We start from the raw sequence: 15293 nt of genomic DNA, 5'->3' as shown, positions 1-15293 counted from the left end.
GAAGTTATGAATTATAACTCCTAACTTTTGTACAGACGCGATGAATCGCGTCTCTCCTAACTTTTGTACAGACGCGATTCATCGCGTCTCTCTTTATCTTTTTAATTCGCCAATTTGAAAATATTTGCTGTCACTCCCAGGCTTTCTTCAAAAAGTGACTCGCGGCCCCAGCGTTGCACCTGCTGACTCAGCAAAGCTTCCGCCTTTTGTTCCGAAAGTGAAGTCACCTGTTGAAACAGACCGGCAGATTGAGCGCCACCGTGGGTTTCCATCCGCATACAACCGCCAGTTTCCGAGCAGATAACTGTACCACAGTCTGCCTGGAGATTTGTTGAACTGAGGCGCAAGGCAATCAAGTCACCAACAATATCGCCCACATCAGCAACCGGAACACCTGCTAACTCTGCTTCTACTTGTCGCTGCTCTTGAGCAATAAAACGGATGCGAGTGATTTCATAATCACCGCTTTCTTTTTCATAAGAAACTGGCTGCCATTGCAACCGACTTGCCAGCCAACCCAAAAACAGCAAAGCTTGAGCGGGGTTGCCTTTTTCGTAATCAATCGTAACGCGGTCAATTTCTTTGAGGGCGGCGCGACGGTTAGGTGAGTCGTAAGCCTCAGCTGTCAATTCCTGCCATGATGCGAGGCGACGCCAGTTTAAGTCAGCTAAAGGTACACCCGTTTCTACCAACTCTTGTAGGTGGAGTAAATCACTTTCTGGCTCGTTGAAGTTGCAAGAATCTACAATCACATTATTGCAGACTGCTGCTAGGCGCTTAAATAGACCGTTGTTAGGGTCTGGTGTTGCCTTCCACCAGAGAAACTTTGGCAAGCCGCCAATCAACAAAGCTGGAATCATACCACCGATGCGTTCTAAAGCAGCAGCAGTTCCACTGAGAGTGATGTATTCGCAGCAGATAAGTGTACTTGATGATTGCTTTTGGATGGGGCAATAAGCAGAAACTTGAGCCTTAACCCCTTCATCTTCGCCAGCAATGGGAAATAGCGCAATGATGCGGCAGGGGTTGCGGAGAGCGATTTCATCGGCAATTCTGGGGCTACCGCTACTTAACCCAGCAGCAGGATGTTCTCCTACAGATCCACCTCGCTGGCCTTTAGCGAATTCTTCTCGTAATACAGTCAGAGTTTCTTGTGTTGCTGTTCCAGTTTCTGGCAGTTTATGTTTCTTTTGCACTTCCCGCAATGCTGCTACCATCTGTGGCCCTAAAATCCCATCAATTGGGCCGTTGTAAAATCCCAAAGCAGCCAACAAATACTGAGTTTCTTCTGGTTCGTAGACCACTAAAGTAAATGTAGTTGCCCTAGTAGCACTGGGAAGTCCACCGTCCTCGCCTGTTATGCCATAGCTTTGCCAAATTTGATTCAGTTCTGCATCTATTTCGTTAAGCGAAATATCTTTTGGTGCTTGGAGTGAGAAAATTGTAGAAGTTTGGGTAGGCATAGTAGTTTTAGATTTGTCAGCTTTGTTTGAATTTAGAAGTTAGGAATTAGGAGTTAGGAGTTAGGAGTTAAGAATTAGGAATTAGGAATTAGGAATTAGGAGTTATAACAACTGAAATTCTTAACTCAAAAACTCATAACTCATAACTCATAACTCATAACTCATAACTCATCACTCATCACTCATAACTCCTAACTTTCTACAGTCTGCGCCAGCGACGGCCATCCTGGTTAATTAGGAGTTCTGCCTGTTCTGGCTCCCAAGTACCGGCTTCGTACTGAGGAATAGTATTAGCGTCGGCGGGTGCATCCCAAACGGAAAGGGCTGGTGTTACTACTTGCCAAGCTGCTTCTACTTCGTCGGCGCGTGTGAACAATGTTTGATCGCCCATCATACAATCAAGGAATAAGCGATCGTAGGCATCGGATGTTGCTTGGATGCCAAAGGAACCATAACTAAAGTCCATGTCAACGGAACGGGTGCGGAATTCTGCACCAGGCATTTTGACATCAAAACGCAGGGAAATACCTTCATTTGGCTGAATCCGCATCGTCAAAATGTTGGCGTTTGTCTGTTGGGCGGCAGATTGGAACATCCGAGATGGAACTTCGCGGAAGTGAATGGAAATCTCACTCACTTTTTTCGGCATCCGCTTTCCGGTACGCAAGTAGAAAGGAACACCTTTCCAGCGCCAGTTATCTACCAAAAACTTCATCGCTACATAAGTGGGTGTGGTGGAATTGGGGTCAACGCCTGGTTCTGTCCTATACCCTGGCACTGCTTGACCTTTCATCCAGCCAGCACTGTATTGCCCACGGACTGCTGACCGCGACAGATTGTGAACATCAGCTAAACGAGTAGCTTGGAGTACCTTCACTTTTTCTGTACGGATACTATCGGCATCCATTGCGTTGGGTGCTTCCATCGCGGTTAAGCAGTAAAGTTGCATGAGGTGATTTTGCAACATATCCCGCAGTGCGCCAGCGCTTTCATAGTAACCAGCCCGGTCTTCCACGCCCACGGTTTCTGCCACGGTAATTTGTACGTGGTCAACAAATTGACGATTCCACAGGGGTTCAAAAATAGCATTGGCAAAGCGAAACACCAGCAAATTCTGGACTGTTTCTTTACCTAAGTAGTGGTCAATGCGGTATACTTGGTTTTCTTTGCAATATTTCTGTACCACTTGGTTAAGACTTTGGGCAGAAGCCAAGTCCCGACCAAAGGGTTTCTCAACTACTAGACGATGTTTGTAGGGATCTTCTAGCATTCCGCCGCTTCCTAGCTGCTTAATCGCTTCGGGAAAGAATGAAGGGGCAACGGAGAGGTAGAACATGCGATTACCTCGCGTGCCCCGTTTTTCGTCTAATTCACTCAATAAGGTTTTTAGTTTCTTATAGCCTTCGGGGTTGTCTATATCCCCAGGACTATAGAACAGACCTTGAGAGAAGTCTTGCCAAAGTTCCCCTAAATCGACATCAGGATGTGCCTCTTCCATGCCCTTCTGCATTTGTTCACGGAAGTATTCATGGCTCCATTCTCGACGCGCTACGCCGACAATGGTAGTTTCTGGCGGTATCCGCCGTTCTCGCCGCAATTTGTAAAGTGCTGGCACTAGTTTGCGCCAGGTGAGGTCACCAGAAGCGCCAAAGATAACTATAATCTGGGGTTCGGGCATCCCTTGTTGTTGCAGACCAACGCGCAAGGGATTTTCTAGCAGACTAACCATAGGAATTTTGGATTTTGGATTTTGGATTTTGAGATTGGGGACTGGGTATTAGGGACTGGGTATTGGGTATTGGGTATTGGGGGTTTAGTATTAGGAAAATTGTTTACCAGTCCCCAGTCCCCAGTCCCCAGTCACCAGTCCCTAGTCCCTAGTCCCTACACTGGTGACAATACCTTGATCTTGTCTTCTAAAGAGTTCATCAAGGACTGGAAGGGCTGAATGAACTTGTCAATACCGTCAACTAACAGTTCATCCATTACGGCATTGAGATCGATGTTGATGTCGTCATCTTTGAGGTTTTCGATCAGCGTGTAAGCATTGTCTACATCTGTTTCTAAGCGATCGCCTACGTTACAATGATCGGCACAAGCTTTTATCGTCGCTGGTGGTACGGTGTTAACGGTATCTCGCCCAATCAACTCTTCGATATACATCACGTCGTTGTAGTTGGGGTCTTTGGTGCTGGTACTAGCCCAAAGTAGCCGTTGTACTGTGGCCCCTTTTTCTGCCAAGGCTTTCCAACGATCGCTCTCGATAATTTTCTTGTATTCTTGGTAGGCAATTTTAGCGTTAGCGATCGCTACTTTCCCTTTAACAGCTCTTAGCCTTGCTTCCACAGAAATATCATCAACGCCTTTTTTCAACTTAGCATCTATTTTGGCGTCAATGTTGCTATCGATCCGGCTGAGGAAGAAACTGGCGACTGAAGCAATTTTACTGATGTCTTTACCTTCAGCTAGCCGTTTTTCTAAGCCACGAATATAAGCCCAAGCTGTATTTACGTAGCTTTCTACAGAAAACAGCAACGTAATATTAACATTCATCCCTTCGGCTATTACCTGCTCTACTGCTGGTAAACCAGGTTCTGTACCGGGAATTTTAATCATCAGATTCTCCCGACCAACTTCTTGGAAATACCGTCGGGCTTCGCTTATTGTTGCTTCAGTATCATGAGCGATCGTTGGTGGAACTTCAATACTCACATAACCATCTAGTCTATTCGATGATTCATAAACAGGGCGTAAAATATCACATGCATAACGGATATCTGCAAAAACTAGGGATTCGTAAATTTTGTCTATGGGTAAGTTAGCACGAACTCCGGCTTCTATATCGGCATCATAGATAACGTTACCTGCGATCGCTTTCTCAAAGATAGCTGGGTTAGAGGTAATCCCAGATATACCTTGATTTTCAACCATATCTTTGAGTTCGCCTGATTGAATAATGTCACGGCTCAAATTATCCATCCAGATACTTTGACCGTATTGTTTAATTTCTAGTAGATGATTGGTAGACATAGCTCTAATTTGTTTCACTCCTGTGTAGTGATGATTCTAAGTAAGTTGGCAAAACCCATCAAAATTTGATGCTTACTTTTGAATTGTGGCGTTGCCAATCACTTATCGCATCGGCCAGCTGAGATAATCTTTAATACATCTTCAAGAAGTGCTATTCTGCATCGCCAATCTTAAATCACCATGATTAACTTTTAATTAATGCCAGATGCTAGACGCATCCTTGATCCTTTTATTACCGTCTTCTAGTGCAGCATGACAAAAATAACTATCCAGTAGAAAAAGTTTAAAAAGCTTTATTTACAAGCTTTATTCTCTTCTAAATCGTGCTTTTTTACACTAGTACAAGTCAGCAGCCATTTCATTACAGCCAAAAAGACCAAAATTAAAGCCTTTTGATTTTTGACTTTTGACTTTTGACTTTTGACTTCCCCGTAGGGGTTGTTAGTGTCCGTTTTGAATAAAAGACTCCACCTTTGCTACATCCTCTTTGCTACCAATAATTAAAGGTGTGCGTTGATGCAATTTTTTTGGTACTACATCCAAGATATTTACCAATCCTGTAGTGGCGCGACCGCCCGCTTGCTCAATTAAAAAGGCTAGAGGAGCGGTTTCATAAAGCAAGCGCAATTTACCTTCTGGGTTTTGAATTGTGCCTGGGTAGAGAAACACGCCGCCTTGAATCAAAATTCTATGGATGTCGCTGACCATTGCGCCGCTATAACGAGCGCTGTAACCTTCTGTGCGGTGAACGTAGCGGATGTATTCCCGAATCGATTCTTCCCACTGCCAGAAGTTACCCTCATTCACGCTGTAAACAGAACCGTGGTTAGGAATCCGAATGTTTTCTTCTGTGAGAATAAATTCTCCTAAGCTGGGATCAAGAACAAAAGAATGAACGCCCTTACCTATAGTATAAACCAGCATCGTGCAGGGGCCATACAGAATGTATCCAGCAGCAAGCTGCTTACGTCCGTTGGTGAGGAGGTCAGTTGCCTTACCATCGCTATCAGTTCCTTCTTGTTGGCGAATGGCGAAAATGGAACCCAAGCTGAGATTATTATCAGTGTTAGATGAGCCATCAATTGGGTCATACAGCAGGGTATAGCGACCAATGGGGCAATTTTCCGGGATATAGTAGGGCTTTTCCATTTCCTCAGAAGCTAGGCGACAGACTAAGCCGCTTTGCTTAAAAACTGAGATAAATACATCATTGGCATAGACATCCATCTTTTTGACGGATTCTCCTTGGACATTAACTTCCCCAGTAAATCCGAGAACGCCTTCCATTAAACCAGCGCGACTCATGCGGCGAGCAACCAGTTTGCCAGCCAGGGCGATGCGATTCATCAGCGCACTTAAATCCTGTGCATCTGGCGAAAAACTCTGAAGTTGCTGTAAGACGTGACGCGATAAGGTTGTACAATCACGATCTAAAGATTTGTCTGTAATTTCATTGATAGACGAATCTATTGAATCTGGCGCTTTAGCCATTTTTATGTTCTCCGCAGCCACTAGCTGTTAATTGGGTTTTAGTCGTGTATGGCAACTTATGGTTGCTGCTTCTATCTTAGAAAGGTAATTTGATAACTTAGATGCGACTTTAGATAAACTAAAGAATTGACACTCTCAGCCCTAAAGGGTCTGAGATTCTACAGACAGAGTAAACTTAGGTAGTGCCCAAAGTCTAACTCTCGTTGCGGTCGTCAAACACCGCCTACCCAGTAAGCCTAAGTCTATGCTTAGATTGCTGGCTACTTTTCGCAAAATATTCGCGCTTCCGTTCAAATCTGCGTTTACAATTGAACCATTCGCTGACTGATACAGCCCTCTTTTGACCACTTTTTGAATTCAAAATTCAAAAAGTGGTCAACCCCAGAGAAAACCTAAGTTGCCCATTAATTAATGTTGGTCTTTGACCTCCTGAATTCGGATACGCAACCTTGAATAACTTTGACCCTTTTAGGTAGCTAGGCGGTTTCGGTCTGAAATGTAATTCACCTTTTAAGTATAAGTTTCTTAATTCCTTGAAAGACTTAAACGCCTCTGCAACTGACATCAAAGTTTGTTGCATTGGCGTGGAAGGCAAAGATTGAGCAAGCATTGACTTAGCAATTGAAGGTTCAAAGGCTAAGTCAAACTTACCTGTTAATAACTTATTTGTCTTAAAAAAGGTTTGGCGTGCAAAGTAAACTCCAGTATTGTAAAGCTTGCCTGATTGCTCACAGAGATATTCTAGTAGTGCTTTCGTCTCATTGCCTGGGGACAATAAAACTTGCTGCACTCCCATTAATTTCTTTGGCTTTGCCATCTTTTCACGTTGAAGTGATATCATACTAATATGGCTTTGTTCGATGGCAAAGAAAAAAGGCACAGTAGTTTATCTGTCTGAAGAAGATAAAAACAGCCTAGAAACTATTGCAAATCACTGGGGCATCTCACAGTCCTCAGCAGTTCAAAGATTAATTCGTGAATACATGAATACGACTGCGACTAAAGGAGCGAATGCCGCAACGCTGTCAGCACTGAAGTGACTGAGTTTCCCGCATCCCGTGTACTCCTATGAATTTTCAGTGACTCCTGCACTCAGACCCTAGATACGTAGTTTACTTCGACTTGTGTGTACACCGTAGAGGGGAGACGAAGCGTAGCTTTGGCTCTTTGGGGTTGTTGTGGTTTAGTAAGTAATCAAGCGGACGTGATATCAGTCATGACGGGAACCACTTCCGATTTAACGGGAACCACTTCCGATTTAACGGGAACCACTTCCGATTTAACGGGAACCACTTCCGATTTAACGGGAGCCACTTCCGATTTAACGGGAACCACTTCCGATTTAACGGGAACCACTTCCGATTTAACGGGAACCACTTCCGACTTAACGGGAACCACTTCCGATTTAACGGGAACCACTTCCGATTTAACGGGAACCACTTCCGATTTAACGGGAACCACTTCCGATTTAACGGGAACCACTTCCGACTTAACGGGAACCACTTCCGATTTAACGGGAACCACTTCCGATTTAACGGGAACCACTTCAGTCGTGATGTTGCCAGGACAGTTTCTGCATTTAGCTATTACGCCGTAAGCCTCCCACTGAATTCCGTCTTCGGAATCAGTGGCGAGATATAAGGCGGTTAAAAATAACGCGACCTCTGACCAATTCAATCCACAGGATTGATAGGGAGAGGGTCAGCGTTATTTTTAACACTCTCTAGATTTGGTAATCTATCAACCCAGTCTTCTACTATTTGCGTGACTGTTTTATCTTTCATTACAGCATAAGAGCGAAGTTTGTTTAATCTGCGCTCAGACATCCTGACATTTAATCTAGTAGTTTTCATTTTGTATACCCGTTGTTGTCACTTTATGATATTATAGTTTTGATAATAGAGGATGAATAAGTGAGGACAGCGTATCAATACAAGCTACGACCAACAACAAAACAAGCCATTAACATAGACAGATGGCTGTCTATGTTATGCGCTCAATATAATTACTTGTTGGCTGATAGGTTTGATTGGTACGAGCGCAATCGCTCACCGATTAATGCTTGTTCTCTTGTTTGCCACATACCAGAGTTACGCGACAACCCAGATTATTACTCACAAAAGAAAACGCTACCACAACTCAAAAAAACTCATCCTTGGTACGGTGAGATTTACTCGCAGGTGCTACAGGATATAGTTAAACGAGTTTATGTTACTTTTGACCGTTTTTTAAAAGGTGACAGCAGTGGAAAACGAAGTGGACGACCTCGTTTTAAGTCTCGTGACCGATACAGAACTTTTACTTATCCACAGATGAAGGATGGGTGTTTGCAAGGCAATTTAATAACTTTACCGATGTTCGGTGTAGTTAAAGTTATTTTGCATCGTCCTATTCCAGATGGCTTTAAAATCAAAACCGCTTCCGTAACTAAGAAGGCTGATGGTTATTATTTAACTTTAAGCCTTGAAGATACGGCAGTCCCAAGTATTAAGCCTGATTTCAATGCAGACTCGATTACAGCCATTGACCTCGGTTTAAAAGAGTTTTTGACAACTTCCGATGGTGATGTTGTTTCAATCCCTCAGCATTATCGTAAATCTCAGAAGAGATTGCGGGTTATTCAAAAACGTATCTCACGCCGTAAAAAGGGAAGTAGTCGCCGCAAAAAAGCTATTAAACAAGTTGCTAAACAACATAAAAAAGTAGCTGATAAACGCAAAGACTTTCACTTTAAAACTGCCAACAATCTACTAAAAAAATATGATGTTGTAGTTCACGAAGATTTAAACGTCAAAGGTCTTTCTCGTTCCATGCTAGCAAAATCTGTGCATGACGCTGGATGGGGTAGTTTCCTGTCAATTCTAACAACCAAAGCCGAAAATGCCGGGTTATGTGTAATTGCAGTGAATCCATCAGGTACATCACAAAATTGTTCTAGTTGTGGGGTGAAGGTTCCCAAAAAGTTGCATGAAAGATGGCACGACTGCCCCAGTTGTAAATGCAGTCTTGACCGCGATCATAATGCAGCAATTAACGTGAAGAATAGAGCGGCAGGGCATTCCGTTCTTAAAGCCAAGAGCCTCCTAAGCAATAGCCGGATTGTCTTGGAAGCCTACACTGTATGCGTTGCATCAGTGTAGGAGTATGTCACAGTGAGTTAAGCTGTTACGTATACAATTTGCACTAAGCTGACGCGCATTTAAATTTGATAATTTAGCGATTGAACCGCTTTGCTGCCTTAAATTGCCTTGTAAAACTAGATGACGAACAGCTTATCAGGGCGGTGAAGATGCCCACCCCACAATCATATTGAAAAAAATATTAGTGCAAATTAAGGGCACAATAGCTTATATTTTGCACCTGCCTATCCCGCCGCATCAATGAATTATCAATTATAAATCAATACAGTTCAGTTAAGGATAATCGTAGGTTGGGTTGAACTTTAGTGTTACCCAAGAAATTCTGATAAATGTTGGGTTTCGTTCCTCAACCCAACCTACGCAGTTTAAGGTTTTTGGCTCTAACCCAAGCGTATTGAATTATAAATTAATAATTATTTCGTCACGCTGTTTTCAAGGCGATCGTCATGGAAAGTCCCATGTTGTGACGACATTTGCCTTTGCGTCCATTGTTGGACATTATGAATAATTGCGATGCAGCTAAAGCGGTAGATAAATAGAGGATAACTGAATATTGACAGTGTTAATGCTGGAGAAAGCGTCTTATTTTATTGGTTAAAAAATCTCATCAGTTATGCTAGTTGCTAGTTAAGATAAGCAGTAGAAACACTAAATTATCGGAGTAAGGAACGTGGGAAATATTTACGGCACCTCTGGAAACAACTATCTAGTTGGGACTTCACTAAACGATCAAATATACGGCTATGGAGGTAATGACACTCTAATAGGTGGGCTAGGTAATGACTACTTAGAGGGAGGAAGCGGTAATGACATTCTCACTGGTGGTAATAATGATAGAGATACCTTTGTCTTGAATTACTCAGGTGGCGGTATTGATAGAATTACAGACTTCTCAGTTAACGACGATATTCTGAAAGTTACTACTTCTAATATTAGTTCCTCTCAGTATGTTATAGGTACACTATCATCTCTGAGCAATTATGAAGTGAGTAAAGATACTGGTATTAGCTCTACTAACCTTGCAAATCGTTCACTAACGGTCGAATCGAGTAGCTCTAGAAGCTCTTCTAGTATGTTTACATATAACGCAAGCACTGGTGCTCTATTTTATTTGAATCAGCAGCTAGCCTGGCTACCTATTAATCTTAATTGGAATTTGGCTGTTGTAGTGTCTTCGATAACTCCTCCTACTACTACTACTACTACTAATGATGAATCAATAATGTAACTCCCCATCTGAGTTTCCTACTAGAGTTGGAGGAGGCAAACTCCCCTTTTACTGTGTATACAAAAATAAGAGGTTCGCGCTTTGATTACGGAATTGGTGTTCTAGCTGCGATCGCCTTGTTTTGTTTCTTTACCAATCTCGTTTGTAATGCTAATTGCCAGTTAAAATAAGCAGTAGAAACACTCATGTATCTGAGAGTAACTAACGTGGCAATTATTCAAGGCAGCTCTGGAAACAACTATCTAGTTGGGACTTCAGGAAACGATCAAATATACGGCCATGCAGGTAATGACACTCTAAAAGGTGGGGCAGGTAATGACTACTTAGAGGGAGGAAGTGGTAATGACTATCTCACTGGTGGTACTGGTAAAGATACCTTTGTTTTATATTACTCAGGTGGCGGTATTGATACAATTACAGACTTCTCAGTTAACGGCGATATTCTTAAAATGATTACCTCTCCTATTAGCATTAGTAAGCCTATGCCTAAACCTGATCAAGGTAATGACCCTCTAATAGGTAAATCAGGTAAAGATTCCTCGGTGGGAGGACTTGTTAATGACATTTTCACTGGTGTCAATATCCTTGACACTAATGAGAATGCTATTGAATTGACTAACTCTATAACAACTGATGTTTTAGCATCAACAAATGGTTCGAGTCAGGACATGACACTTCCTGATCCTATAGATCAAACTCCAACACTAACAATAATTGGTGGGAGTGTGGGACTTCCTGATTATTGTAGCTATGACGCAAATACTGGTGCTCTATTTTATCTTGATCAGCAGTTAGCTTGGCTACCTCGTAACCTTAGCTTTGCTAACAATGCATGACTTACGCAGTCAGAAACCCCAGCCCTTTAGGGCGGGGCACAGAAATTGTCCTAATCTGACCAGATTAAGCCAAAAGTTGGCTACGTTAGAGGCAAGCGTTAAAGAACCTACCGGGAGATGCGAAGCTAGTCTCCTGCTCTAGGACCGAACTGTTAAACATGTGTCAATACCTTTGCCAAAATACGAGCCTACAAAAATTTTGGCAAAAACGGCAAAATGACTCATGCATAAGCGTTTAGCGTACAAAGTAGATTGGAAGCTCAAACCCTTGATAGTATGGGCAATACGTTAAAAAACGCTTGCGGGAAACCTTGAAACAATTTTTAGGGTTTATTGTTTTTGCCAAACCTTTGAAAACAGAATGTTAATATATCAACTCAGCCTCGTAAATTGGCGAAGGTATTGATTAAATTTTTCAATTACTTTTTTGTGATGCCTGTCTTGAAAAGTGACGCTCGTTCCTCTCTACAAGACGCTGCGCGAACGCTAACGCTGCGCTAACAGTTCCCCTTTGGCGTTGCCGCCAGTTGCTTCTGCTGTTCAAAGACGCTCTTGCTAGCAAGCTTTAAGAGTAGGGGTACAAGTCGGGAAGCCCGCTATTAGCGCCTGATTCTACTTTTCGCTGTGGTTATTGCCAGCCTACACAAGCATTAACAATTCAAAATTCAAAATTCAAAAATAAAGGGTGATTTGCAAAAGGCTGAAAGACGTATTTAGGTTGATATAGAGGATCATTATTTGGTAAAGTGCGTAAGTCTTAACGTGAATTCTACGCCTTATTATAGTGTCCGCTTAATTAGCTCAATCAAAAAGACCTCTTCCTGATTTTACTATGCAAAATCGTCCCTCTCCGAATCGGAGAGGGACAGCCTTGAACTTTAGTTCAAGGCTGGGAGAGGTTTGTGGAACTCACGTTAAGTCTTAAAATTTATCCAGTCAGTACTGTCACAACAGCAGATTAGTAATCAAAAACCTAACCTTCCAGCAGAGTTACGTGGAAAGGGGCACGGGCAAAGGTTTGCACAAGCATTACTAAAGTGATGTTCTGTCTTGCAATGAAGTAACTTTCAAGGGTTAGGAGATAAGTTCTGTGAGTTTAAGAAGTTGGTTTGATCGCGGTTGTCACTTAGGGTTGTCGGGCTTGGTGATTCTAGTGGGTGCGATTGGAATACGAGGAGGCGATCGCACATCTGCTCAGGTTACTGCTGATCCCACTTTGGGAACTCAAGTGCAGCGAAGCGACAACACTACCTTGAATATTACAGGGGGTACAACCGTTGGCAATACAAATTTATTCCATAGTTTCAGCAACTTTAGTATTCCAAGTGATGAGACAGTCAATTTCCCTGACGCGCCTAATATCAACAATATTTTGGTGCGAGTTACAGGGAGAAATCCCTCTGACATCCAGGGAAAACTTCAATCTGAAGGTAAAGCTAATTTCTTTTTAATGAATCCCAACGGCATTATATTTGGACAATATGCCGACTTAAATGTTAACGGTTCATTTATCGGCACAACAGCTAGTGCGATCCAGTTTCCGGGTGGTGGAGAATTTTCCATAACTTCACCCGTCAATCCGCTTAACCCCTTGCTGAGAGTGAATCCTTCTGCATTTCTATTCAATCAAATACCATCCCAGCCTGTTAATCCGATTCAAGTCAATGCATCACTTCTATTCGTTCCTCAGGGTCAGAGTTTAGTGCTATTGGGAGGCGATGTGAATTTAGAAGGAGCGATCGTGTATGCTCCAGATGGCCGAATCGAATTAGGAGGATTGGCAGCAGGGGGAACAGTAGGGTTGAATATTGATAACAACAATTTCCGCTTAAGTTTTCCTGAGAGTGTAGCGCGAGCAGATGTATCTCTTACCAATTTCACTACAGTAAGTGCTAGTGGTGAAGGCGGCGGTGGTATCCAAATACAAGGCAGGCGCGTTACATTCGATAGTTCAGATATTGCGGTTAATACCGTAGTCTCAAAATCGGGAGGAACATTAGGGGTGAACGCATCGGAGTCAGTAACACTCTTGCGAGGAAGCCGTCTGGTAACTGAAACAACAAGGTCTGGAACTGCTGGAGACTTAAGGATTGAAACTGGGCAATTGACTGTTCAAGATGGTTCGCAGATTTCAGCTTCCACTTCTTTACAATCTACAGGAGGGGGAGGAACTTTGTTTGTCAACGCCAGAGACTCTATCCAACTCATTGGGACTTCGCCAATTATAGAAGGTGAAAAACCCAGACCTAGTGCATTGCTTACTGTAACACAAGGTGCTGGAAATGCCGGAGAATTGAAAATTGAAACTGGGCAATTGATTGTTCAAGATGGAGCGCAGGTTTCAGCTAATACTCGTAGTCAGGGAAGGGGAGGAACTGTGTCTATCAATGCCAGGGACTCTATCCAACTTATTGGAACAAATGGTGACAGTAGAAGCGGCTTATTTGTTGGGACTATAGCTACTGGAGATGCCGGAAACTTAAATATAGAAACTGGGCAATTGATTATTCAAGATGGAGCAAGAATTTCAGCTTCCACTTCTAAAGAATCTACTGGTCAGGGAGGAAGTGTGTCTGTCAACGCCAGGGACTCTATCCAACTTATTGGAACAAAAGGTGAGAATAGAAGCGGCTTATTTGTTGAGACTGAAGCTAGTGGAAATGCCGGAAACTTAAATATAGAAACTGGACAATTGATTGTTAAAGATGGAGCGCAGGTTTCAGCTTCCACTTCTGAAGAATCTACTGGAGAGGGGGGAACTGTGTCTGTAAAAGCAAGGGACTCTATCCAACTTATTGGAACACAAGGTAAGAATAGAAGCGGCTTATCTGTTGAGACTAAAGCTGCTGGAAATGCCGGAAACTTAAATATAGAAACTGGGAAGTTGATTGTTCAAGACGGAGCGCAGGTTTCAGCTTCCACTTCTGAAAAATCTACTGGGGAGGGGGGAAGCATTATAGTTAAGACTGGAGAATTAAATGTCTTAAATAACGCTGACATAACTGTGAGCAGTCAAGGCACAAAAAAGGCAGGTGATTTGGAAATCACCGCTCGTTCTATTAAATTAGATAACCAAGGTAAGCTCATTGGGCAAGCTAACTCCGGTGATGGTGGCAATATTACGCTGAACTTGCAAGACTTATTGTCACTGGGCCTTAATAGTCAGATTTCTACCTCAGCAGGTACTCGTGAGGCTGGTGGAAATGGCGGTAATATTACCATCAATGTCCCTGACGGCTTTATTGTTGCCGTTCCTAGTGAAGATAGCGACATTAGCGCCAATGCCTTCACAGGTAGAGGTGGCAGAGTTGATATTACAGCTAAGGGTATTTTTGGTATCCAGCCCCGCTCTAATCCAACTTCTTTGAGTGACATCACTGCCAGCTCTCAGTTTGGTGTAAACGGCACTGTAGAAATTAACACACCTGATGTTGACCCCAATAGTGGCTTAGTCAATTTACCAGCCGTACCAGTTGATACCCAAGTAGCACAGACTTGTACCGCAGGTAGCACTGTAGCTAAGAGCAGTTTTACAATCACTGGACGCGGCGGTTTACCACCCAACCCCAGAACCGAACCCCTCTCTCCTGATGCAGTTCAACTAGATTGGGTAACTCTCAACTCAAAGGCTGAAAACCGTGTTAGTACAAATTCAAATCAGGCAAAGAGTTACAGTCCAGCGCCGATTGTGGAAGCGCAAGGGTGGGTGATAAATGCTAAAGGTGAAGTTGTACTCACGGCTGATGCGCCGAAAGCTTTGCCTCATAGTTCCTGGCTTGCTCCTGCTTCTTGTTTGTGAACAACCAGGTTATATCATGTCCGGTTAATCAAGCTGAATAAAAAATGTTCGTAGTAAGGACTTTATACCAATTCACGAAAATCCTGATACATATAGATTTATCGTAGGGGCAAGGCCGCAAAGCCCATTGGTGTCAACTTAGGTTGAAAAGCTTTTAGAGATTATCTCGTTATCTCGTTCCCAGTCTCTGACTGGGAATGCCGTCCTAGAGGCTCCGCCTCCCTGACTCGCGGCAGAGCCGCAATTGAAGTGCATTTCCAGCCAGAGGCTGGAAACGAGGTTTTAAAGGAGTTTTAACTTAAGTTG

The 15293-nt window shown here is 43.1% G+C and carries 11 protein-coding genes; 5 read left to right on the top strand and 6 right to left on the bottom strand.

Annotation, left to right across the window (positions count from 1 at the left end):
* Positions 1-101 precede the first annotated feature (101 nt).
* The 5 genes from opcA to D1367_RS13240 all read right to left on the bottom strand — a co-directional run bounded on the left by opcA (position 102) and on the right by D1367_RS13240 (position 6864).
* On the bottom strand, positions 102-1463 hold the full coding sequence (opcA, locus tag D1367_RS13265; RefSeq protein ID WP_118166869.1) for a glucose-6-phosphate dehydrogenase assembly protein OpcA: 1362 nt from the start codon (positions 1461-1463) through the stop codon (positions 102-104).
* A 199-nt stretch (positions 1464-1662) separates the two neighbouring features.
* Positions 1663-3192 (bottom strand): glucose-6-phosphate dehydrogenase, encoded by a 1530-nt coding sequence (gene zwf, locus D1367_RS13260; RefSeq protein WP_118166868.1) that lies wholly within the window; start codon positions 3190-3192, stop codon positions 1663-1665.
* 155 nt (positions 3193-3347) lie between these two features.
* Entirely contained in the window at positions 3348-4493 is a 1146-nt protein-coding gene (tal, locus tag D1367_RS13250) for a transaldolase (RefSeq protein WP_118166866.1), read from the bottom strand.
* Between the two features lie 441 nt (positions 4494-4934).
* Entirely contained in the window at positions 4935-5984 is a 1050-nt protein-coding gene (gene fbp / locus D1367_RS13245; protein ID WP_118166865.1) for a class 1 fructose-bisphosphatase, read from the bottom strand.
* A 364-nt stretch (positions 5985-6348) separates the two neighbouring features.
* Positions 6349-6864 carry a hypothetical protein gene (locus tag D1367_RS13240; protein ID WP_225892259.1) on the bottom strand — a complete coding sequence of 172 codons (516 nt, stop codon included), beginning with the start codon at positions 6862-6864 and terminating at the stop codon, positions 6349-6351.
* Between the two features lie 246 nt (positions 6865-7110).
* On the opposite strand from D1367_RS13240, the gene D1367_RS30125 reads away from it, so the two are divergent.
* Positions 7111-7581, top strand: coding sequence for a hypothetical protein (locus D1367_RS30125; protein ID WP_181985172.1), 471 nt, complete (start codon positions 7111-7113; stop codon positions 7579-7581).
* Between the two features lie 76 nt (positions 7582-7657).
* Here the strand turns inward: D1367_RS30125 and D1367_RS13225 are convergent, their stop codons facing one another.
* Positions 7658-7837, bottom strand: coding sequence for a hypothetical protein (locus D1367_RS13225; protein ID WP_118166862.1), 180 nt, complete (start codon positions 7835-7837; stop codon positions 7658-7660).
* Between the two features lie 60 nt (positions 7838-7897).
* Here D1367_RS13225 and D1367_RS13220 point away from each other — a divergent pair, with 60 nt between their 5' ends.
* The 4 genes from D1367_RS13220 to D1367_RS13205 all read left to right on the top strand — a co-directional run bounded on the left by D1367_RS13220 (position 7898) and on the right by D1367_RS13205 (position 14987).
* Entirely contained in the window at positions 7898-9124 is a 1227-nt protein-coding gene (locus D1367_RS13220) for an RNA-guided endonuclease InsQ/TnpB family protein (protein ID WP_118166861.1), read from the top strand.
* A gap of 670 nt (positions 9125-9794) precedes the next feature.
* Positions 9795-10352 carry a calcium-binding protein gene (locus tag D1367_RS32790; RefSeq protein ID WP_118166860.1) on the top strand — a complete coding sequence of 186 codons (558 nt, stop codon included), beginning with the start codon at positions 9795-9797 and terminating at the stop codon, positions 10350-10352.
* A 185-nt stretch (positions 10353-10537) separates the two neighbouring features.
* Positions 10538-11188, top strand: coding sequence for a calcium-binding protein (locus D1367_RS13210; RefSeq protein ID WP_118166859.1), 651 nt, complete (start codon positions 10538-10540; stop codon positions 11186-11188).
* A 1090-nt stretch (positions 11189-12278) separates the two neighbouring features.
* Positions 12279-14987: a beta strand repeat-containing protein gene (locus tag D1367_RS13205; protein WP_181985171.1), complete on the top strand. Its 2709-nt coding sequence runs from the start codon at positions 12279-12281 to the stop codon at positions 14985-14987.
* Positions 14988-15293: the final 306 nt, after the last annotated feature.

Origin of the sequence: Nostoc sphaeroides, from assembly GCF_003443655.1 — a bacterium.
GTDB lineage: Bacteria > Cyanobacteriota > Cyanobacteriia > Cyanobacteriales > Nostocaceae > Nostoc > Nostoc sphaeroides.
This window is presented reverse-complemented; position numbering and strand designations above follow the sequence as displayed.

Bases quoted from the DNA above. Each gene is read 5' to 3' on its own strand.
- opcA (WP_118166869.1), bottom strand. From the start codon at position 1,463: ATGCCTACCCAAACTTCTACAATTTTCTCACTCCAAGCACCAAAAGAT.
- zwf (WP_118166868.1), bottom strand. From the start codon at position 3,192: ATGGTTAGTCTGCTAGAAAATCCCTTGCGCGTTGGTCTGCAACAACAA.
- tal (WP_118166866.1), bottom strand. From the start codon at position 4,493: ATGTCTACCAATCATCTACTAGAAATTAAACAATACGGTCAAAGTATC.
- fbp (WP_118166865.1), bottom strand. From the start codon at position 5,984: ATGGCTAAAGCGCCAGATTCAATAGATTCGTCTATCAATGAAATTACA.
- D1367_RS13225 (WP_118166862.1), bottom strand. From the start codon at position 7,837: ATGAAAACTACTAGATTAAATGTCAGGATGTCTGAGCGCAGATTAAAC.
- D1367_RS13210 (WP_118166859.1), top strand. From the start codon at position 10,538: ATGTATCTGAGAGTAACTAACGTGGCAATTATTCAAGGCAGCTCTGGA.